Source organism: Hydrogenophaga sp., assembly GCF_036675665.1.
In the GTDB taxonomy this organism is placed as follows: Bacteria; Pseudomonadota; Gammaproteobacteria; order Burkholderiales; family Burkholderiaceae_C; genus Hydrogenophaga.
This window is the reverse complement of sequence record NZ_JAKFEO010000020.1, coordinates 1-19,612: the sequence shown is the minus strand read 5'-3', so window position 1 is coordinate 19,612 and position 19,612 is coordinate 1. Positions and strand designations below refer to the sequence as shown.

Here is a 19,612-nt window from a genome sequence, read left to right as displayed (position 1 = left end):
CAGATGGCTGGCAGGAATGAAGCGCCAGGCTGAGCCTGAGCCGATTTCTGCAAAGCCTCGAATTTTATCGCTTTTCGCTCACTGCTTCTGCGCCACGAACTCGACCAGCTGGCTGCACAGGTCGGGCTGGGCCAGCAGCCTCGCGCGGGCGGCCTGCACGCACGTGCGCCAGTCGTCGAGGTCGTTCGGCCCTGGCCAGACCGCGGGCTGGTCGCCGACGCCGTTCCAGGCACGGTGAAATGTCCGCAGGGAGGCGGGCGCTTGCAGCCAGTCGAGGAAGGCCTCGAGCTTGGCGTGGTGAGCGTCGTCGTGCTGCGGGTAGATCTGCCAGACGAAGGGCTGAGCGGCCCACAGCGCGCGCACCAGCGAGTCTTCGCCGCGCACGAAATTGAGGTCGCAGGCCCACAAGAGGTGGTCGAATTCAGGTTGACTGAACAAGGGCAGGGCGTGCAGCCGGCCGGCCGGTGCGGCCTGCGCTGCCTGCCAGGCGCGTCCAGGCGTCACCAGCCAGTCGGTGCCGAGCGGTTCGCTGGCGGCTTGCCGCAGCACGTCGGGCAAGGTGGTGGGTTCATAACAAAACAGGCTCACCCGGCGCTGTGCGGGGGGCAGCCCCAGGGCCTGCAACCAGGCGGCCGAGTCGAACGTGGCCTGCCGCTCCAGCAGGTCGGGCTCGCGCAGCAGCCCGCCCGTGCGTTCGGTGAAGCCGGGGTAGAAGAACCACTTGGTGAGGCCACGCAGCGGCCCGCTCATGACCGGCGAGGGCAGGCGGTGTGAGCGCTCCACGTAGGGCTCGGCGCTCAGGTATTCGAGGTTGATCCACACCGGCGCGCGCTGCCCTGCGGCCACGCGGCTGGCCAGAGCGTCGATGCACTCGGCGGGCGGTTCGCAGCCGAAAGCCTCGATCCACACATCCGCAGGCGGCAGACTGTTGCCCAGCGTGGCGGCCAGCGGGGTGGTCCAGTGCAACACATCGATGCCCGGCCAATCGCCTTCCAGAGCGCCGGGCGCCATCCAGGTCAGCGGCTGTGGATCGTCCAGCCACAGGCGCACCTGTTCGCCGCGGCGGGCGAGCTGCGCGCAGAGCCGCCAGCACACGCCCACGTCACCGAAGTTGTCGATCACCCTGCAGAAAATGTCCCATCGCATGGCCGCCATTGTCGCGGCAAGGGTTTCAAGGCCGCGCACAATACGCGCCCATGTCCGACACGCATTCCGATCAACTGCTCAGCGAAGTGGCCGCCTTGCCCTCGCTGCCAGGCGTCTACCGCTATTTCGACGCGCAGGGCCAGCTGCTCTACGTGGGCAAGGCGCGCAACCTCAAGAAGCGCGTGTCGAGCTATTTCCAGAAAAGCCACGATGGCACGCGCATCGGTCACATGATCGGCAAGATCGTGCGCATGGAGACCACGGTGGTGCGCTCCGAGGCCGAGGCCTTGCTGCTGGAAAACAACCTGATCAAGACCTTGAACCCGCGGTTCAACATCCTGTTTCGCGACGACAAGAGCTACCCCTACCTCAAGATCACCGGCACGCGCGAGACCTTCCGCACCTCGGCAAAGATGCCGTCGCCTTCGCTGGCATTTCCGCGCATGGCGTACTACCGCGGCGTGGTGGATCGGCGCCACAGCTACTACGGGCCGTACCCCAGCGCCTGGGCGGTGAAGGAATCCATCACGCTGCTGCAGAAGGTCTTTCACCTGCGCACCTGCGAAGACTCGGTGTTTGCCAACCGCACGCGGCCCTGCCTGCTGTACCAGATCAAGCGTTGCAGCGGTCCCTGTGTGGACCTGATCGACAGCGAGGAATACGCGCGCGACGTGCAGGACGCCGAGCGTTTCCTGCGCGGTGAAACGCAGGCGGTGCTCGACGCGCTGGAGCAGCGCATGATGGCGCACGCCGAGAAGCTGGAGTTCGAGCAGGCCGCCGAGCTGCGCAACCAGATGACCGCGCTCTCGCGCGTGCTGCACCAGCAGACCATGGACAACCTGTCCGACAAGGACGTGGACGTGCTGGCCGTCAAGGTGCACGGCGGGCGCGCCTGCGTGAACCTGGCCATGGTGCGCGGTGGGCGCCACCTCGGCGACCGACCCTACTTTCCGGCGCACGTGGACGACGCCACCGCCATCGACAACGCGCTCTCCGAAGAAGGTGATGCCCCAACCGGCGACCCGGCCGAGCGGGTGGCCGTGCAGGTGCTCGAAGCCTTCATCGCCCAGCATTACCTGGGCATCGCCATGCCCCACATCCTGGTCACCAGCCACCCGGTGGGCAAACCGCTGCTGGACGCGCTCTCGGAGCAAACGGGTGTCAAGGTGAATGCGGTGCACAACCCGCGCGAACACCGTCGCATCTGGCTGGAGATGGCGCAAAAGAACGCCGACATCGCGCTGGCGCGCCTGCTGGCCGAAGAAGGCAGCCAGCAAGCCCGCACCCGCGCGCTGGCCGATGCCCTGCAACTGCCGGACGACCAGCTTGACGTCCTGCGCATCGAATGCTTCGACATCTCGCACACGGCCGGTGAATCCACCCAGGCGTCGTGTGTGGTGTTCGAAGGCCACAAGATGCAGAACAGCCAGTACCGACGCTACAAGATCGAGGGCATCACCCCGGGCGACGACTACGCGGCGATGAAGCAGGTGCTGCTGCGGCGCTACGGCAAGATCGCGCAGGCCATGCAGGCAGACGATCCCCTGCCGCCGGGGACCACCTTGGTGGCGGAGGTTGACGAAACGAGCGGCGCAGCGGCCGAGGACGCCAGCACCGAACCCACCGCCGAACTGGTCGCCGGCCCCCGCATGCCCGACCTGGTGCTCATCGACGGCGGCAAGGGCCAGGTGAGCATGGCGCGCGATGTCTTCCAGCAACTGGGCCTGGACCTCTCGCTCATCGTGGGTGTGGAGAAGGGCGAGGGTCGCAAGGTGGGCCTGGAAGAACTCGTTTTCGCCGATGGCCGCGAGAAGGTCTATCTCGGCCACGATTCCGCCGCGCTGATGCTGGTGGCGCAGATCCGCGATGAAGCCCACCGCTTCGCCATCACCGGTATGCGTGCCCAGCGCGCGAAGGTGCGCACTGGTGGCAGCAAGATCGAAGACATTCCCGGTGTGGGGCCGAAGAAGCGCGCGCGCCTGCTGCAGCGCTTTGGCGGTGTGCGTGGCGTGGCCTCGGCCAGCGTGGCCGACCTCTGCACGGTGGAAGGAATTTCGGCCGAGCTGGCCGATGCCATTTACAGGGCCCTGCACTGATGGCCCCCGCCGGACGGAGTCTGCGGTGGTCAACGCATAATCAGCCCATGTTTTTCAACATCCCCACCCTGCTCACCTGGGCCCGCATCGTGGCCATCCCGTTGATCGTGGGGGTGTTCTATCTGGAAGGCATGAGCGTGGCGCAGCAGAACCTGATCGCCACGGTCATGTTCATTGTGTTCGCGCTGACCGACTGGGCCGACGGTTATCTGGCCCGCAAGCTCAACCAGACCTCGGCCTTCGGCGCCTTCCTGGACCCGGTGGCCGACAAATTCTTGGTGTGCGCCGCGCTGCTGGTGCTGGTGCACCTGGACCGCGCCGACGTGTTCGTCGCGCTCATCATCATCGGCCGCGAAATCGCGATCTCGTCGCTGCGCGAATGGATGGCCATCATCGGCGCCACCAAGAGCGTGGCGGTGCACATGATCGGCAAGGTCAAGACCACCGTGCAGATGGTGGCCATTCCGTTCCTGCTGTTCGACGGGGTGCTGTTCAAGATGATCGACACGCAGCTCTGGGGCACCTGGCTGATCTGGATCTCGGCGGTGCTGACGGTGTGGTCGATGGTGTACTACCTGCAGAAAGCCATCCCCGAGATCCGTGCCAAGTCGCGCTGAGGGCTTGGCCATGCAATCACCGATACAAGACAACGCGTGGCTGCGCGCCATGCCCTGGGTGTTCGTGCTCATCTGGAGCACCGGTTTCATCGTGGCGCGCTACGGCATGCCCTACGCGCCGCCCATGAAGTTCCTCGCCGTGCGCTATGCGCTGTCCATCGCCTGCTTCCTGCCCTGGATTGTTCTGGCCGGCGTGAAGTGGCCAACGAGCCGCACGCAGTGGATACACCTGGCCGTCACGGGCGTCTTCATGCACGCGGGTTATCTGGGCGGGGTGTGGGTGGCGGTCAAGGCCGGCATGGGTTCGGGCCTGTCCTCGCTCATCGTCGGCCTGCAGCCGGTGCTCACCGCCATCTGGCTGTCGGGCACTGGCTCCAAGGTGTCCAGGCGCCAGTGGCTTGGCCTGGTGCTGGGCTTTGCAGGTCTGGTGCTGGTGGTTTCGCGCAAGTTCGGCGCGGGTGGCCCGGGCGATCAAGCCACCTGGTTCAACCTGTCGCTGGCGGTCATGGCGCTGTTCTCGATCACGATCGGGACGCTCTACCAAAAGCGCTTTGTGGCGGCATGCGACGTGCGTACCGCCAACGCGGTGCAACTGCTGGCCGCGCTGCTGGTCACCTTGCCGCTGACCTTGCTGGAGGCCGAAGCCATGCAATGGAACGCCCAACTCATGGGTGCCATGGCGTGGTCGGTGCTGGGACTCACGCTGGGCGGCAGTTCGCTGCTGTACATGCTGATCCAGCGCGGTGCGGCGGCCTCGGTCACCAGCCTGATGTACCTGGTGCCGCCGTGCACCGCGCTGATCGCCTGGGTGCTGTTCGCCGAGCCCATCACCGCCGTCACGCTGGCGGGCACCGCGCTCACGGCTTTTGGCGTGAGCCTGGTGGTGCGCGCCTCCCGGTAGAGGTGCGCACCACAGGTTTCCAGGGCTCGTGACGGAACCGTTCCACCAGAAAGTCCACCAGCAGGCGGATGCGCCGCGGCGCCTGGGACCGGTAGGGCGCGAGCCAGTGGATGTCGGCGTCCTGCATGGCGTGATCGGGCAGCACGCGCACCAGTTCGCCGCTGGCCAGTTGCGGGGCGATGTCCCACAGGCTGCGCAGCATGATGCCGTGGCCGGCCAGACACCAGTCGCGCACCATCTCGCCCGAGTTGCTGGAGAGCGGGCCGCTCACCGGCACGTGTTTCACCTGCGCGTGGCCCGAGAACTGCAGACGCCAGTGATCGAAGCGCTGGCCCGGTCCGCCCCCGTTTTCGCGCACCACCAGGCAACTGTGCCCGGCCAGTTCCTCCAAGGTGCGTGGTGTGCCGTGCTGCTTTAGATAGCCAGGTGCGGCCACCAGCACACGCTGGTTGGCCGCGAGTCGGCGCGACACCCATTCGGCCGCGCGTTCACTCGGCGCGTTCCAGAGCCAGACGGCGCCATCGAATCCCTCCACAGCAAGATCGGGCAACTGCTCGGTGAGCTGCAGCTGGACCTGTATGCCGGGATGCCGGGTCTGGAAATCAGCCAGCGCCGGCCCCACCCACCGTCGGCCAAAGCCGAGCGTGGCCGCCAGGCGCACCGGCCCGGCCGGCTCGGCCTGGCGTTCGCGCAGCTCGGCTTCCATCTCGTCGAATGCGCGCAACAGGTGCACCGCGCGCTCGCACAGCGTGTCGCCTTCGGCCGTGGGACTCACGCGCCGCGTGGTGCGTTGGAACAGGCGAAGACCCAGGCGTGCTTCCAGCGCGGCCAGGCGTTTGGTCACGGCCGAGGGTGCCACGCGCAGCGCGCGAGCGGCCATCACCAGGCTGCCATGCTGGCGCACAGCGAGCACGAGTTCCAGATCGGGGCGGTCCAATTGTTTCCTTTTGAGAATGAATCAATTGCCGGATTATTGCCGTGATGCGGGCTATGCTGGCGACCTTTCCAGTCCGTTCCGAAGGAGCCACCATGAGCAAACACCGCATCGCAGTCATCGCCGGAGACGGCATCGGCACCGAAGTCATGCCCGAGGGCCTGCGCGTGCTCGAAGCCGCCGCCACGAAGTTCGGCATCGACCTGCAGTTCGACCACTTCGACTTTTCCAGTTGCGACTACTTCGAGCGCCACGGCAAGATGCTGCCCGACGACTGGAAGGACCAGATCGGCGGCCACGACGCGATCTATTTTGGTGCGGTGGGCTGGCCCGACAAGGTGCCCGACCACATCTCGCTGTGGGGCTCTCTGCTGTTGTTCCGCCGCGAGTTCGACCAGTACGTGAACGTGCGGCCCGCGCGCCTCATGCCCGGCGTGATCGCACCCGTTGTGCGGCGCGACGGCAGCGCGCGTGCGCCTGGCGAGATCGACATGGTGATCGTGCGTGAGAACACCGAAGGCGAGTATTCCAGCATCGGCGGGCGCATGTACCCGGGCACCGAGCGTGAGATCGTGATGCAGGAAACCGTGATGTCGCGCATCGGCGTGGACCGTGTGCTGCGTTATGCGTTCGAGACGGCGCGCTCGCGCCCCAAAAAGCACCTCACCAGCGCAACCAAGAGCAACGGTATCGCCATCACCATGCCGTACTGGGATGAACGCGTGGCCGAGATGGCCAAGGAGTACCCGGACATCAAGGTCGACAAATTCCACATCGACATCCTGACGGCGCACTTCGTGCAACGCCCCGACTTCTTCGACGTGGTGGTCGGCAGCAACCTGTTCGGCGACATCCTCTCCGACCTCGGCCCTGCCTGCACCGGCACCATCGGCATCGCGCCCAGTGCCAACCTCAACCCCACGCGTCAGCATCCCTCTCTGTTCGAACCCGTACACGGGTCGGCGCCGGACATTGCAGGCAAGGGCATCGCGAATCCGATCGGCCAGATCTGGTGCGGCGCGCTGATGCTCGATTTCCTGGGCCACAAGGCCGCGCACGATGCGGTCATGAACGCCATCGAGTCCGTTCTGCAGCCCGGCAGTGGCGCGCCCCGCACCGGTGACCTCGGCGGACAGGCGGGCACCTCGGATGTGGGCCGCGCAATCGCGCAGGCGATCAAGGGTTGATCCCGGGCGCTCCACGCGAGGGTGCGGGGGTTGAAAGCGTCTAGAATCCTGCCTCTTGTGCCGTCGGGATTGGGCGCGCGACCTTCGTGTATTGACAGGGGTTGCAGCCCATGGGTCTAATCACTTTTCGTGCGCCACGGTCATCACCGTGTCCAGCGATCAACAGAACCAGTCCCACGGCAGCCAACCGCGCCGTTCCAGGACAAGCTTTGTACCAACGGAACAACTCATCTCAATTCAAGAGGGGCCATTTGTGAACAAAACAGAACTCGTCGAACACATCGCCAAGAACGCCGACATTTCCAAGGCGGCCGCCACGCGTGCACTCGATTCCACCATCACCGCAATTCGCACCACGCTCAAAAAAGGCGGCACCGTGTCGCTCGTGGGCTTCGGCTCCTTTGCCGTGACCAAGCGCCCGGCCCGCAAAGGCCGCAACCCGCGCACTGGCGACGAGATTAAGATCAAGGCCGCCAAGGTGCCGAAGTTCCGTCCGGGCAAGGCCCTCAAAGACGCGCTGAACTGAAGTGACGCCCCTTTCCCGGTGGGGTGCTTAGCTCAGTTGGCAGAGCGGCTCCTTTACACGGAGTAGGTCGGCGGTTCGACCCCGTCAGCACCCACCACCATCGAAAAGGCGAACCCGGGTTCGCCTTTTTTGTTGTCCCACAGACAACGCTTTACATTCCTTTTGAAGCAGCAGGGTTCCAGGCATGTTCGATACCATCCGCAACCACAAGAAGTACCTCATGGGCTTCTTGATGATCCTGATCATTCCCTCGTTCGTCCTGTTCGGCATCGAGGGGTACACCCGGTTCAACGAGAGCGGCGAAGCCGTGGCGTCGGTGGACGGACAAGAGATCACCAAGGCCGAATGGGATCAGGCCCACCAGATCGAATCCCGGCGCCTGCGCGAAGCCATGCCCACGCTGGACGCCAAGCTGCTGGACAGCGACGAGGCGCGCTACGCGACGCTGGAGCGTCTGGTGCGCGATCGTGTCATGGCCACCGCCGCGCAGAAGTTCAACCTCTTCACCAGCGATCAGCGCCTGGCGCGCGAGCTGCAGCAAAACGAATCCATTGCCGCCCTGCGCAAGCCCGACGGCTCGCTGGACGTGGAAGCCTACCGCTCGCTGGTGGCGCGCCAGGGCATGACGCCCGAGATGTTCGAAGCCCGCGTGCGCGCCGATCTGTCGCAGCGGCAGGTTTCGCAGAACATCGTGGGCTCGGGCTTTGCGCCCGTGGGGCTGGCCGCCGTGTCGCTCAACGCATTCTTCGAACGCCGCGAAGTTCAGGTGGCCCGTTTCAACGCCGCCGACTTTGCCGCCCGCGTGAAACCCACCGATGCCGAGATCGAAGCGTTCTACAACGCCAACGGGCCACTGTTCCAGGCGCCCGAGCAGGCCGACATCGAGTACCTCGTGCTGGATGCTGGTTCGCTGCAGGCATCGCTCTCGCTCAACGAAGCGGATGTGCGTGCCTATTACGACCAGAACGCCGGACGCCTGGCCGGTACAGAAGAACGCCGCGCCCGCCACATCCTGCTGAGCGTGCCCGCGGGCGCGCCGCCCGCCGACAAGGAGGCCGTGCGCGCGAAGGCCACCGCCCTGCTTGAGCAAGTGCGCAAGAACCCCGCGAGCTTTGCCGACGTGGCCAAGGCGCAGTCGCAAGACCCGGGCTCCGCCGCCAACGGTGGCGATCTGGACTTCTTCGCCCGCGGCGCCATGGTCAAGCCGTTTGAAGACGTGGCGTTCTCGTTGTCCAAAGGGGCCATCTCCGATCTGGTGGAGACCGAGTTCGGCTTTCACATCATTCAGCTCACCGACATCAAGACCCCGCCACAGCGCAGCTTCGAATCCATGAAGCCCGAGATCGAAGCCGAGCTCAAGCAGCAGCAGGCGCAGAAGCAGTTCGCCGAAGCCGCCGAGACCTTCAGCAACCTCGTGTACGAGCAGGCCGACAGCCTCAAGCCCGCGGCCGATCGCCTGAAGCTGGAGATCCGCACCGCCCAGGGCGTGCAACGCCAGCCGCAGGGCGCGACCGGTGTCCTGGCCAACGAGAAGCTCCTGGCTGCCTTGTTCACGCCCGACGCCATCGACAAGAAGCGCAACACCGAAGCCATTGAAACCGGCTCCAGCCAACTGGTGGCCGCCCGCGTGGTCAAGCACTCGCCCGCCCGCACCCGCCCACTGGACGAAGTGCGCGAAGCCGTGCGGACTCGCCTGGTGGCGCAGCGCTCTGCCGAACTGGCGCGCGAAGAGGGTGACAAACAACTGCAGGCCTGGAAAGCGGGCGGTGCGGCGACCGGACTTTCTCCTGCCCAGACCGTCTCTCGCGAGAACGCACAGGGTCTGGCGCAGCCCGTGCTGATCGCGGCTCTCAGCGCAGATCCCAAGAGCCTGCCGGCCTGGGTCGGGGTCCCGCTCGGTGACGAGGGCTATGCCGTCGTGAAGGTTGAAAAGGTGCTGCCGCGCGAAACGCGACCCGCGCAGGCCTTGGCCCAGGAAGTGCAGCAATACAGCCAGTGGTGGGCCACGGCCGAGAGCCAGGCTTACTACGAGACGCTCAAAACGCGTTTCGATGCCCGCATTCTGGTGAACGAGCCCAACAAGCCGGCTGTCCCGGCTGTGCCCGCTCGTTGAGTTTTCTCGATCGACCACCGGAAGGCGCTGTGCGACTTCCGGCTATAATCTGCGGCTTGCGGTGGCTGTAGCTCAGTTGGTAGAGTCCAGGATTGTGATTCCTGTTGTCGTGGGTTCGAGCCCCATCAGCCACCCCACCCTTTTAACCCCAGTATTCATGCGGCCTCCAGGCTGGTGTGGGTGCATTCTGGGGGTGCACGATAAAGAGCCTCGCTGACGCGGGGCTTTTTCTTTTGGACGGCTGATGTTCAGTCGCGGGCAACGAGTTTTCGAGGAACTTGCGACGTGCTGAACACCTTGAGTCCAGACGAAGTGCGGGCGATACACGAGGTGCTTGCCGCCGACTTCGCGGCTGCTGCTGACCCGATCAGCCCACCGGGCGTCAAGTCGCAGCACCTTCTCGAATCCGCCGTGTCCCGCCAGTTCACGGGATACGAGGGCAGGGTCAAGTACAACACCCCCGTCATAAATGCGGCTGCCCTGACCTATGGGGTTTGCTGCAACCACCCATTTCACAACGGCAACAAGCGGACGAGCTTAGTCGCCATGCTTTGCCACCTTGACAAGAACGACCTGATGTTCTCGGAGAAGGTGTCCCACGATGAGCTGTACGACTTCATGCTGAAGGTCGCAAGTCATGGTTTTTCACCGCGCTCCGGCGGCGACCATTCCGATGTCGAGGTGGAAGAGATGGGGCGATGGATTCGTAAACGCACCCGTAAGGTCGAACGTGGAGAGCGGATCGTGACGTTTCGGGAGTTGCGTGGGATTCTGAACACGCATGGGTTCGTGTTGGAGAACTTCGACAACAACACCTGCGATGTAGTGAAATACGACAAGACCGGGGGGTTCCTTGGTCTGGGTCAACGGACCGTCCGAGTTCGGACTATGCGGATGGGCTATCCAGGGGATGGCACGGTCGTCGGAAAAAGTCAGCTTCGGGAGGTCCGGGCTCGTTGCCTTCTTTCCGAGGTGAATGGGGTGGACTCGCACGCCTTCTACAGGCGGGAAAGGCCCACGGACTTCTTCGTAAGCACTTATCGGGGAACTCTGCGACGGCTTGCTCGCGTGTAAGACGGGCCTATGCAATTTCACCCCATAGGGTTGCATAGCCGGGGGCCTTCTGGCGGTCTTCACGGGGCTTACGCGGGCTCCTGCTCATCGTCCTCCTCGGGTACCTCGTTCAGGTGGTCCAGAAGGCCCTGCGCGAGCTGGAGGCTGTAGACCTCGATGGCTTTCCAGAAGAGTTCCGGCTGGCGCTCGGCGGTGGCCCCAAGGGCTTTGCGAAGGCCAAGGGCCATGGCCGCCACGCGCTTGTCTTCCTCCTCGGGTGTCCAGTCGTCGTCCTGACCAGCCGCCTTCCGCCGAGCGGCCTCCCACGTCAACTCCACGAGGTCCGCCGAGGTCATGCTTTGTTTCAGCAGCTTGGCCTTGGTGCGGCGCATCGTGGCAACGAGCCCGTCCGACACGCCAGCGGCCTGGGACTGTTTGGCCTTGCTCATCGCTTCTGTCATCAGGACCAGACGCCACGCGGCGGTGGACTTCTCCGATGGCGTCATCTGGAGCTTGGCCTTCGTATTGGCGCTCGCGGCCCGCTCAAGGGCCTCCTGCGGCAACCCCTCGAAGACCTCCACGGGGATGCTGTTCATGCCCTTGCCGGCGGTGATGTAGGCCATGCGGCGGTGGTGACCGTCAATGAGGGTGAAGAACTTGCCGTCCCACCACACCGTCACCGGGTCAAGGTCCCGCACCTTGGCAGCCTCCGCAAGGCCCCGGATGTGGGCATCGGACTGGTACTGGATCGGGCGTCGGTGCTGGAACACCTCTGGTCGGAACTTGATGGACTGGAGTGGGAGCGACGTAGGCTTCGGGTCCCTTGGTGGCTTGCCGCGCTGGTGCTGCTCCACCAGGGCGTCGAACGAGTCCACAGGGTTCTTCTTGCTGTGGCGGCTCATTCCAAGCCCTCCAGTGCGCTGGACAGCCGACGGCGCTCCTCGTTGGCCTTGTTGATGTCCTCTCGCTCCTTCGTGGCAAGGGTCAGCCCGGCAACCCCGAAGGCCGCCTTCAGGGGCTCCACCATGGCCTGCATCACACGGGGAGGCGTGTCGCGGTAGACCCGGCGGCTGCGCTGCTCCTTGTGGTCCCAGTACACGCCCGCGTTGACATCCGAGAGGCCCCGCACACGGCGCACCAGTTGGAAGTCGAACGCGGTGTCGCTGGCGAAGCGGGTGGGGCGCTTGTCCTGCATGAGGTACATGGCGAGGGCCGTTCGCACAACGGTCCACGACTCCACGGAATCCCCGATGGTGACGAGGTGATGGGCCGCGAGACGCCCGATACGATGCCCTGGAAGGCCCTCAGCGTGGCGCTGTAGGGTCGTCCTCGCGTAGTCCAGCACGACACCCCAGCGGGCCTCCAGCAGGCTCCATGCGTCGCTGTTCGGGTTCTTCGTCTTGCGAGCTTCGACGAGGTCCCAAAAGGGCCGCAGCTCGTGGACGGTGACGCCCTCCTGGGTCGCGGCTCCATGGCGGCGAAGGTTTTGCTTGTGGGGTTGGCAATACGGGGAGTACCCGTGGGCTGCGCCAGGACAGCCAGGGGCACGGCAGGTGTTCAGCATGAGGTCAGGATTTGTACCCGTCCCCTGGGAGGGGCAGGCACGAAATTATCGAGCAGGTTAAAGCGCTGCTGAAGCCGCTACGGCGAAACTACCCGGAACCAATCGCGCATGGTTTGCCGTATGCGCTCAGTTTCCTCCGGTGGGATGTCGGTCATGTGGCAAATCGTGTTTCGTAGGTGTACGAGAAGTCTGGCACTTTGTATGAGGGCTTTGTCGCGGACCAGCTCGTCGAAGCCGGCCTTCCATGCGTGGTCCATTACCCTCAACAACTGAGGGAACGTCATCAGCGCCGAGCGGTCACGCGAGCCCAGTGCCATCCAGCTTTTGATTTCGTCGGTCTCCTCGACCTTCAGGACTTCCTGTTGCACATCGGTTGGCACCTTGTCCCACCACGGCACCGTTGCATCCTTCGACAGGACATCCACCACGAACTTGCGGAGGAAATTCTCAAACACGAAAACGAGGCGATAGGTTTCCGCTGCATTTGTTGCCCGGCGAACGCTCTCCGGCAGCAACGGCGCAAGGTCGTAGGAGGGTGACAGCAGGAGGCTCTCCCCCGGGAGAAGGTCCTCCATACCCGCCACGACACGCTCGGCGGACTGCCCGAGCATGACGAACAAGGCAGCGGTCGCGTCTACGCTCACTGGAAAGACTTCCGCAGAGCGTTGAAGATGTTCAGGTAGACCTCCTCCGTGGCGTTGTTGGGGAGGTGGACTTGAATGTTGTAGTGGAATTCGGGCTTCAACCCTCGCACTCCCGGCGTCCCTCGATGGGCGCCCCCACGTTGCGCTGCGGCGCTCCGCTCGGGAATCTCCTCCACCAAGTCCTCTTCACTTAGGTCGGCCTCGCCAGCGCCATTTGAGCCGTTGGCTTTCGCAGTCCCCAAACCGGTGAAGTCCGCGCATCGCAGAAGCGCTTGAAGCGTTTGAGAAATGCGCGAGGTCATGCCGTCGTCGCTACCTGCGACCTGCGCGACCAACCCTCGGAGCTTTTCAGGGGGAAGTGCGTTGGCGGTCTCGTTTGCGGCGAACAGCGGCGCATACGCCTTCTTGATGCCCTCGGCGACCGCTTGCTTTGCGGTGTCCGGGCTCTTGAGTAGCCGGTAGTTCGCTGTTGGGGCGCCGGTCTGATCGAGGAAGCCAAGGTTCCTCAGCATCGCGATTAACTGCCGGTCGTTGGTTCCCTTGAGTCCAACGGTATCTTCAAGGTATTTCTGGGTGAACCGGTCGGGCACCTTTGCGGATGCGATGGCCGAAAACAACTTCTCGACGTTCTTGTTAGACGACAGGTACGGGATCGAACTCGCCATGCTGTTACTCCTCCTTTGAAGCATCGTAGTCAATGGACGGGCATACGGAAACCCTCATGAGGAATAGGCGGCGCCGTCCCAGGAGAACAAATGCACAGTTTGCCTGTACGGAAACCAGATGTTTTCGGTATGATGGAGCATGACCAAACCATCCACACCCCGCCGCGCCGCCCTGTACGCTCGTGTCAGCACGGACCGTCAGTCCACCGAGAACCAGCTATGCGAGCTTCGAGAGGTCGCGGAGCGGCAGGGCTGGGTAGTCGTAGCCGAGTTCGTGGACCACGGCATCAGCGGTTCCAAGGGCCGTGCCGACCGTCCGAAGCTGGACGCGATGATGAAAGGGCTGGCCCGCAAGGAATTCGACGTGGTGGCCTCGTGGTCCGTGGACCGTCTGGGGCGTTCACTCATCGATCTGGTGACATTCCTTCAGGAGCTGCACGCGACGGGCGTGGACCTGTACCTACATCAGCAGGGCGTGAACACCACGACACCGGCAGGACGTGCGCTTTTCCAGATGATGGGCGTGTTTGCCGAGTTCGAGCGCGAAATCATCCGCGAGCGGGTCAAGGCTGGCCTTGCTCGGGCGAAGGCCAAGGGCACCAAGTCAGGCAACCCCATCGGTCGCCCCGGCGTTGGAGAGAAGGTGGAGGAGCGCATCCGTGCCCTACGAGCCGAGGGTATGGGCATCGCTAAGGTCGCCAAGATGGTCGGATGTGGTGTCTCAGTGGTACAGCGGGTGTCGGCTCAGGTCGCTGCATGAATCAGCCTTGCCTGCAAACGGCGTACGAATCGCCGTGATGGCCGAAACCCGGTGAGCCTGCCTTTCGTACTCATTGGGCGGTTGTGACCGGAAGGGGTCGGTTTCGGTCACGGTCACTAAGCCGGTAGGATGAGGAATGGCAAACGACCACCCCTTGTTCATCTACCGCTACATGGACCGCGCAACCCCTCGGGGTGACAGTCCACGCTTCCGCATTCGCGTTAGAGCCGCGCTGCCCGAACAGCACGACATCCCGTCCAAGGTCTGGGTTGCCCTGCGAGAACAAGCGGGCATCGACGTGCCGACGGGTCAGTGGGGGGCGTACTGGGAGCACTTCTTCAAGGAGGCTGCGATGGAGGAGGTCCTGACGTCGATTACGGTCACCTACCGCGTTCTGACCGCCTTCGGGGGGCGATTCGCTGAGGAGTACCGCCTCGCCATCGCCCGGGCGCTTGCGGATGAGCACATGGGGTTTCGCATCGATGCCAAAGGGGTCATCCACTACGCCGTGGACGAGGTCTTCGAGGGGATGAGGGGTGCGACTCTTGCGGTGCTCAACGCTCCCGTGCTGGCCGTCGCTCGGGGCGCTTACGAGGCCGCCTTCGGGTACCTTGACCGACATCCTGCCGATACGAAGGCTGCCGTGCGGTCGATGTTCGAGGCGCTGGAGGTCGTCGCTCGCCAGTTGAACCCAGATGCCAGGAACCTACATGCGAATCTGTGCCGGGTGAGCTTGAGGGACCAGTACCTTGCTGCGAGTGCAGGTGACGCGGTGGAGAAACGCGTGTTGGCCGGCTTGTTTGAGGGGATGGCCCACTGGGTTCAGAGCATGCACGAGTACCGGCATGGGCAGGTGGACAACATCGCCCCTCCGACCGAGGAGTTCGCGGTGTACGTCCTGAGTTCCGGTTCGGCCTACTTGCGGCTCATCGGGGTACTTGCTCTTCGTGTTGGAGTGCAGCCTGTCGCCTGATGGTGGTAGCCGCGACCCCGGTGCGGGGGGATTTTTGCTGCCGAAGTTGATCGAAGACCTTCTCAGATTTTTGCGCCAAAAATGGGCGGGTGGTCACCGGGCAGGGTGCGCTCGAAACAAGCACAACACGGCGGTGGCGACCTTGGTCGAAATGTCGGTGCCGTGAAGGGACGCGTTCGTCGGTTGATCAGGTCGTCATCTTCAGCATAGACCAGACCGAGAACGCCAGAACGCCAGCACTCGCAAGGATGGAGGGCAGCTTTTCCAAGAACAACCCGGCAAGTCGCCAGCCGGGGCTGTCGTTCTTGAAGTGCTTCAGGCGGTCGTGGGGGTCGGGTCGTGGGAATGAGGACATCGGGGGTGCTCCGGACATGCCCAGATTGTCCTGGAGGGTGTCAGCTACGTCACGGGAAAGGCTGTTGAAAACCTGTGCGGTAACGGTGGAAAACCGGTGTAACTCGATGGGACAACTAGGTTTTGCCTGCGAATGACCCGGTGTGGACAACATCCCGCATTCCGGTTAGCTCTCCGCCAACGCTATGGCCGCGTCCTCCACGACGGTGCCGTAGCGCACCTTGGATGCGACCTCCAAGGCGAGGACCCTGGTCCCGCCATCGGAGTAGGTGTCAGCGGCCAGGGTGCCAACCTTGTGCCCGACAAACCGGGCGATGGACACCTGACCCACGCCCACGTGCTCCAGCACCGTGATGACGCATCGGCGGAAGCTGTGGAAGTCGGTGCCGTCCGGGACTTGGCAAGTTCTCCTGTACCGCCCATACGCCTTCACGACGCTGCTGGAGAGCTTGTCATCGAGTCCTCCAGGGGTGAGCTCGTGGAAGAGCTGCGCGGCCCCGGTGCGGTCCTTCAGGCGTCGTTTCAAGACCGCCATCGGGGCGGGGTGGGTCACGGCCAGGTAGCGGATGCCGGCCTTGGTTTTCGCATCGTTGATCTTGAACACGTAGCCCCCACTTCCGGTCTCCACCTGGGCGACGGTCAGACTGCACAACTCTTCGATTCGGGCTCCGGTGAAGAGGCCCAGTACGATGACGTCTCGCAGGTGCTTGTACGTGGGCCAGCGCCTCACCACGTCGTTGCCTTCCAGCAGCCGTACTACTTCAGCTTCCGTGTAGCCGCGCTTGGGCGGTCGGGTGCCTGGGTTCTGCTTCTTGCTGACCTTGTGGCCCGCCCATGGGTTGACGCCGCCATGGACTGCGCCACGGCTTGCGAGCCACTTCCAGAAGCCCCCAAGGGACACCAAACGGTCCCGGATGGTGGAGTGGGACAGGTCGCGCTGCATGAGGTCCTGGTCGATGTACGCCACGGCCACCCGCTGGGTGACATCTTCTGGCCGGGCCTCCTCGTTGCGCATGTAGGCAAGGACCTCGCTCAACGCCTTGCGGTGCCCTGCGTTGGTGGACTCCTTGTAGTCGTTCACGGACAGCCACCGTTCGTGGAGTTCCTTCAGGTTCTCGCCGGTGGTCGTCGCGATGCGATACCAGCGCCCAGCACGTTCGGGGCCGTGAAGCTCTTCAATGCGGTCAGCGTGGTCGGACGCGACGAGTTGGAGGTTATCCGCTTCGTCATCGTTCCCCTGGAGCCGAACCTGCTCGATGTGCTCCCTGAAGGCCCGTGCCTCGTCGAATGAGAAGGGGACGCTCTCCGTGGGTGGGTTGGTGCGGTAGGCCGCGAGGGTCGCCTTGATGTCCGAGACCACCTTGTGTTTTCTAAGGTTGGCCTCCACCCTGCTACCGGTCTGCAGGCTGCGGCGGAGGTGGGTCTGCCTGACGATGTGCTGGAGGGTTCGGGGCACCTTGACTCGGGCGTAGTAGGTGTTGCCGATTTTCTGGAGGTACTGGTCTGGGTTGCCGCGCTTCTGGGTCATGTGCTCGTGTTTTCGGAGCCGTGGGGTGCACGGCGGGGGTGCACGATTCTCCCTCGGATCCCGCATGGGCGCTTGCAGTCTGGAGGTGGGATGCCACCGGTTTGGTGCCCCATCAGCCACCCCAGATGATTCCAGCAAAAAGCCCGGCTCTGCCGGGCTTTTTCGTTTCCGCTTTCAGCGCCCGTTCGCGACCAGGCGAGATCGCAGCCATTGCGCCAGATCGCTCAACACCTCCCCGCCCAGCGGCGAGACGGCCGTGAAGTGGATGCAGGCGTGGATGGCGCCCGGGTAGTGGCGGTGTTCGGTGGCGACGCCTGCTTGTTCGATGCGCTGCGCCAGCGCGTGGCCCTCGTCGCGCAGCGGGTCGTGGCCCATGGTGGCGACCCAGCTCGGCGGCAGCGTGGCCAACGTGGGCGCGCTCAGCAAGGCGAAGTCCGGGTGCCGGGTGAGTTCACTGCGGCCGCCCAGATAACAGTCGATGAACCATTGCATGACGCCGTGGGTGAGGAACTTGCCCTCGCCGTTCTCGGCCATCGATGCGCTGGGCTCGCTGTAGTGCTGCGCCACCGGATAGATCAGGCCCAGGGCGCGTGGCCTGATCGTGCCCGCCGTGCGCAGGCAGGCGACCGTGGCCAGCTGGGCGCCCGCGCTGTCGCCCGCCAGGGCGATGCGCGACGGGTCCGCGCGCAGTTCTCGCGCATGCGCGGCCAGCCATTGCAGCACGCAGACCACGTCGTCCACGGCGGCGGGAAACGGGTGCTCCGGCGCGAGCCGGTAGTCCACCGCCACCACCACCGCGGCCACGTCGTGGCACAGGGTGCGGCACACCGCGTCGTGGGTTTCCAGATCGCCGATCACGAAGCCGCCGCCGTGCACATAGAACAGCGCGGGCAGCGGCCCGGCGGCATCGGGGTGGTAGATGCGCAGCCTGAGCGGCCCGCCGGGCCCCGGGATGCTGCGGTCTTCCGTGGCGACCACCGGGGGCGGCAAGCCCAGGCTGGCTGCGATGTCGCGGTAGACCTGGCGCCCGATCTCGGGTGGCAGCGCCTCCATCGGCGGGTTGCCCTGCGCGGCGGCCTGGGCCAGAAACTTGGCCAGGCCAGCGTCCATGGGCGCGCGCGGGAGCGTGGTGGTGGTGACGGTCAAGGGAGTCTCCTGTCGTGGGGGAAAAAGACGCTGCGGCGCTCAGACCGCAGCGGGTTCGGGCTGGATCACGGGTGCGTCGGTCGCGGGCGTGCCGGCAGCCTGGGCGGTGGGCAACAGGAAGTGCGCCAGCGCAGGCAGCAGCACCAGCGCGCCCACCATGTTCCAGACGAACATGAAGGCCAGCAGGATGCCCATGTCGGCCTGGAACTTGATGGGCGAGAAGGCCCAGGTGCCCACGGCCAGCGCCAGCGTCACGCCGGTGAGCATCACCACGCGGCCGGTGAATTGCAGCGCGTGCGCATAGGCCTCGGCCAGGCTGGCACCGGCGCGCAAGCGGGTGAGGGTGACGCTGAGTACGTAGAGCGCGTAGTCCACACCGATGCCCACGCCCAGCGCGATCACCGGCAGGGTGGCGACCTTCACACCCATGCCCAGACCGACCATCAGCGCTTCGCACAGGATGGAGGTGAGCATGAGCGGCAGCACCGCCACGATCACCGCGCGCCAGGAACGGAAGGTGATCCAGCACAGCAGCACCACGGCGGCGTAAACCCACAGCAGCATCTCGCGCATGGCCTGGCGCACCACGATGTTGGTGGCCGCGTCGATGCCGGCGCTGCCCGCGGCGAGCTTGAACGTCAGCTCGGGCGTGTCGTTGTCGGCCTTGAAGCGCTCCACCTCGGCCACCACGCGTTCCAGCGTCTCGGCCTTGTGGTCTTTCAGGTAGACGTAGAGCGCCAGGAACGAACAGCGCTGGTTGAACAGTTCACGCGGTGCGCGGGTTTGCACACCGCCCAGGGCGCTTTCGTTGGGCAGCAGTTCGAACCACTTCAGGTGCCCTTCGTTGTAGCCCACCATGGCCAGCTTGGACAGCGCGGCCATGGAGTTGGTGGATTCCACCCCGGGCAGTTGCTCCAGTTGCCAGGCCAGCGCGTCCAGCGTGGACAGCGCCTGATAGCTGGTGCAGCGGTCGGGCGGCGTGGTGGCCATCACGGTCAGGATGTCGGTGCTGGCCGCGTAGTGCGAGATCAGGTAGGCGTTGTCCTGGTTGTAGCGCGAGTCCGGGCGCAGCTCGGGTGCACCCGGGTCGAGGTCGCCGATGGACAGGTGCAGGCTCACCGCGAAGCCCGCCACGGCCAGCAGGGTGCCCGTGGCCACCGCGATGGTGGCGGCGGGCCGCTGGGTGAAACGGGTCAGGCCCGACCACAGCCGCGAGCGCTGCAGGGCCTGGGCCGAGTCCGCGCGCAGGCTGCGCGCGGCCGCCTTGGGGCTCACGCCCACATAGGACAGCAGGATGGGCAGCAGCAGCAGGTTGGTCACGATCAGCATGGCCACGCCGATGCTGGCGATCAGCGCCAGGTCCTGGATCACCTTGATCTGGATGATGAACAGCACCGCGAAGCCC

At 64.7% G+C, this 19,612-nt stretch carries 19 protein-coding genes and 2 tRNA genes; 11 read left to right on the top strand and 10 right to left on the bottom strand.

What is annotated here, in order from left to right; translation table 11 throughout:
* Window positions 1–78 precede the first annotated feature (78 nt).
* Window positions 79–1,155 carry an elongation factor P maturation arginine rhamnosyltransferase EarP gene (gene earP / locus V6M63_RS09210; RefSeq protein WP_332741285.1) on the bottom strand — a complete coding sequence of 359 codons (1,077 nt, stop codon included), beginning with the start codon at window positions 1,153–1,155 and terminating at the stop codon, window positions 79–81.
* A gap of 41 nt (window positions 1,156–1,196) precedes the next feature.
* Here earP and uvrC point away from each other — a divergent pair, with 41 nt between their 5' ends.
* Genes uvrC through V6M63_RS09195 form a run of 3 tightly spaced genes read left to right on the top strand, consistent with a single transcriptional unit; the run spans window position 1,197 to window position 4,760 of the window.
* Window positions 1,197–3,242 (top strand): excinuclease ABC subunit UvrC, encoded by a 2,046-nt coding sequence (gene uvrC, locus V6M63_RS09205; protein WP_332741284.1) that lies wholly within the window; start codon window positions 1,197–1,199, stop codon window positions 3,240–3,242.
* Between the two features lie 47 nt (window positions 3,243–3,289).
* Window positions 3,290–3,859, top strand: coding sequence for a CDP-diacylglycerol--glycerol-3-phosphate 3-phosphatidyltransferase (gene pgsA, locus V6M63_RS09200; protein ID WP_332741283.1), 570 nt, complete (start codon window positions 3,290–3,292; stop codon window positions 3,857–3,859).
* Window positions 3,860–3,869: 10 nt separating this feature from the next.
* Window positions 3,870–4,760 (top strand): DMT family transporter, encoded by an 891-nt coding sequence (locus V6M63_RS09195; RefSeq protein ID WP_332741282.1) that lies wholly within the window; start codon window positions 3,870–3,872, stop codon window positions 4,758–4,760.
* Here the strand turns inward: V6M63_RS09195 and V6M63_RS09190 are convergent.
* Window positions 4,717–5,697, bottom strand: a complete 981-nt coding sequence (locus V6M63_RS09190; protein ID WP_332741281.1) for a LysR family transcriptional regulator — start codon at window positions 5,695–5,697, stop codon at window positions 4,717–4,719. The genes V6M63_RS09195 and V6M63_RS09190 overlap by 44 nt on opposite strands.
* Before the next feature lie 92 nt (window positions 5,698–5,789).
* Here V6M63_RS09190 and V6M63_RS09185 point away from each other — a divergent pair, with 92 nt between their 5' ends.
* The 6 genes from V6M63_RS09185 (at window position 5,790) to V6M63_RS09160 (ending at window position 10,594) form a co-directional block, all read left to right on the top strand.
* Window positions 5,790–6,881: a tartrate dehydrogenase gene (locus V6M63_RS09185; RefSeq protein ID WP_332741280.1), complete on the top strand. Its 1,092-nt coding sequence runs from the start codon at window positions 5,790–5,792 to the stop codon at window positions 6,879–6,881.
* Between the two features lie 235 nt (window positions 6,882–7,116).
* Entirely contained in the window at window positions 7,117–7,407 is a 291-nt protein-coding gene (locus V6M63_RS09180; RefSeq protein ID WP_268766309.1) for an HU family DNA-binding protein, read from the top strand.
* A 21-nt stretch (window positions 7,408–7,428) separates the two neighbouring features.
* Window positions 7,429–7,504: transfer RNA gene (locus V6M63_RS09175), tRNA-Val, on the top strand.
* A gap of 87 nt (window positions 7,505–7,591) precedes the next feature.
* Window positions 7,592–9,520 (top strand): SurA N-terminal domain-containing protein, encoded by a 1,929-nt coding sequence (locus V6M63_RS09170; RefSeq protein WP_332741279.1) that lies wholly within the window; start codon window positions 7,592–7,594, stop codon window positions 9,518–9,520.
* 61 nt (window positions 9,521–9,581) lie between these two features.
* A tRNA-His gene (locus V6M63_RS09165) sits at window positions 9,582–9,657 on the top strand.
* A gap of 148 nt (window positions 9,658–9,805) precedes the next feature.
* On the top strand, window positions 9,806–10,594 hold the full coding sequence (locus tag V6M63_RS09160; protein WP_332741278.1) for a type II toxin-antitoxin system death-on-curing family toxin: 789 nt from the start codon (window positions 9,806–9,808) through the stop codon (window positions 10,592–10,594).
* Window positions 10,595–10,662: 68 nt separating this feature from the next.
* Here V6M63_RS09160 and V6M63_RS09155 read toward each other — a convergent pair whose 3' ends face one another.
* From V6M63_RS09155 to V6M63_RS09140, 4 genes are all read right to left on the bottom strand, one after another.
* Window positions 10,663–11,475 (bottom strand): hypothetical protein, encoded by an 813-nt coding sequence (locus V6M63_RS09155; RefSeq protein WP_332741277.1) that lies wholly within the window; start codon window positions 11,473–11,475, stop codon window positions 10,663–10,665.
* On the bottom strand, window positions 11,472–11,795 hold the full coding sequence (locus V6M63_RS09150; RefSeq protein ID WP_332741276.1) for a hypothetical protein: 324 nt from the start codon (window positions 11,793–11,795) through the stop codon (window positions 11,472–11,474). Before V6M63_RS09150 ends, V6M63_RS09155 begins: the two co-directional genes overlap by 4 nt.
* A gap of 419 nt (window positions 11,796–12,214) precedes the next feature.
* Window positions 12,215–12,748 carry a Swt1 family HEPN domain-containing protein gene (locus V6M63_RS09145; protein ID WP_332741346.1) on the bottom strand — a complete coding sequence of 178 codons (534 nt, stop codon included), beginning with the start codon at window positions 12,746–12,748 and terminating at the stop codon, window positions 12,215–12,217.
* Between the two features lie 29 nt (window positions 12,749–12,777).
* Complete coding sequence (locus V6M63_RS09140; RefSeq protein ID WP_332741275.1) at window positions 12,778–13,446, bottom strand: DUF5343 domain-containing protein; 669 nt, start codon at window positions 13,444–13,446, stop codon at window positions 12,778–12,780.
* 139 nt (window positions 13,447–13,585) lie between these two features.
* Between V6M63_RS09140 and V6M63_RS09135 the strand changes: the two genes are divergently transcribed.
* Window positions 13,586–14,206, top strand: coding sequence for a recombinase family protein (locus V6M63_RS09135; RefSeq protein ID WP_332741274.1), 621 nt, complete (start codon window positions 13,586–13,588; stop codon window positions 14,204–14,206).
* 136 nt (window positions 14,207–14,342) lie between these two features.
* Entirely contained in the window at window positions 14,343–15,179 is an 837-nt protein-coding gene (locus V6M63_RS09130; protein WP_332741273.1) for a hypothetical protein, read from the top strand.
* A 187-nt stretch (window positions 15,180–15,366) separates the two neighbouring features.
* Here the strand turns inward: V6M63_RS09130 and V6M63_RS09125 are convergent, their stop codons facing one another.
* The 4 genes from V6M63_RS09125 to V6M63_RS09110 all read right to left on the bottom strand — a co-directional run.
* Window positions 15,367–15,534 carry a hypothetical protein gene (locus tag V6M63_RS09125; RefSeq protein WP_332741272.1) on the bottom strand — a complete coding sequence of 56 codons (168 nt, stop codon included), beginning with the start codon at window positions 15,532–15,534 and terminating at the stop codon, window positions 15,367–15,369.
* Window positions 15,535–15,699: 165 nt separating this feature from the next.
* The gene (locus V6M63_RS09120; RefSeq protein WP_332741271.1) at window positions 15,700–17,061 is read right to left on the bottom strand and encodes a DUF6538 domain-containing protein; all 1,362 of its coding nucleotides are present in this window, start codon (window positions 17,059–17,061) and stop codon (window positions 15,700–15,702) included.
* 174 nt (window positions 17,062–17,235) lie between these two features.
* Entirely contained in the window at window positions 17,236–18,207 is a 972-nt protein-coding gene (locus V6M63_RS09115; protein ID WP_332741270.1) for an alpha/beta hydrolase, read from the bottom strand.
* Between the two features lie 39 nt (window positions 18,208–18,246).
* Window positions 18,247–19,612: efflux RND transporter permease subunit (locus V6M63_RS09110; RefSeq protein ID WP_332741269.1), on the bottom strand; the 1,366-nt coding region annotated here is incomplete at its 5' end.

Bases quoted from the DNA above. Each gene is read 5' to 3' on its own strand.
- V6M63_RS09155 (WP_332741277.1), bottom strand. From the start codon at position 11,475: ATGAGCCGCCACAGCAAGAAGAACCCTGTGGACTCGTTCGACGCCCTG.
- earP (WP_332741285.1), bottom strand. From the start codon at position 1,155: ATGGCGGCCATGCGATGGGACATTTTCTGCAGGGTGATCGACAACTTC.
- pgsA (WP_332741283.1), top strand. From the start codon at position 3,290: ATGTTTTTCAACATCCCCACCCTGCTCACCTGGGCCCGCATCGTGGCC.
- uvrC (WP_332741284.1), top strand. From the start codon at position 1,197: ATGTCCGACACGCATTCCGATCAACTGCTCAGCGAAGTGGCCGCCTTG.
- V6M63_RS09185 (WP_332741280.1), top strand. From the start codon at position 5,790: ATGAGCAAACACCGCATCGCAGTCATCGCCGGAGACGGCATCGGCACC.
- V6M63_RS09130 (WP_332741273.1), top strand. From the start codon at position 14,343: ATGGCAAACGACCACCCCTTGTTCATCTACCGCTACATGGACCGCGCA.
- V6M63_RS09120 (WP_332741271.1), bottom strand. From the start codon at position 17,061: ATGACCCAGAAGCGCGGCAACCCAGACCAGTACCTCCAGAAAATCGGC.
- V6M63_RS09135 (WP_332741274.1), top strand. From the start codon at position 13,586: ATGACCAAACCATCCACACCCCGCCGCGCCGCCCTGTACGCTCGTGTC.
- V6M63_RS09195 (WP_332741282.1), top strand. From the start codon at position 3,870: ATGCAATCACCGATACAAGACAACGCGTGGCTGCGCGCCATGCCCTGG.
- V6M63_RS09140 (WP_332741275.1), bottom strand. From the start codon at position 13,446: ATGGCGAGTTCGATCCCGTACCTGTCGTCTAACAAGAACGTCGAGAAG.
- V6M63_RS09145 (WP_332741346.1), bottom strand. From the start codon at position 12,748: ATGCTCGGGCAGTCCGCCGAGCGTGTCGTGGCGGGTATGGAGGACCTT.
- V6M63_RS09125 (WP_332741272.1), bottom strand. From the start codon at position 15,534: ATGTCCTCATTCCCACGACCCGACCCCCACGACCGCCTGAAGCACTTC.
- V6M63_RS09170 (WP_332741279.1), top strand. From the start codon at position 7,592: ATGTTCGATACCATCCGCAACCACAAGAAGTACCTCATGGGCTTCTTG.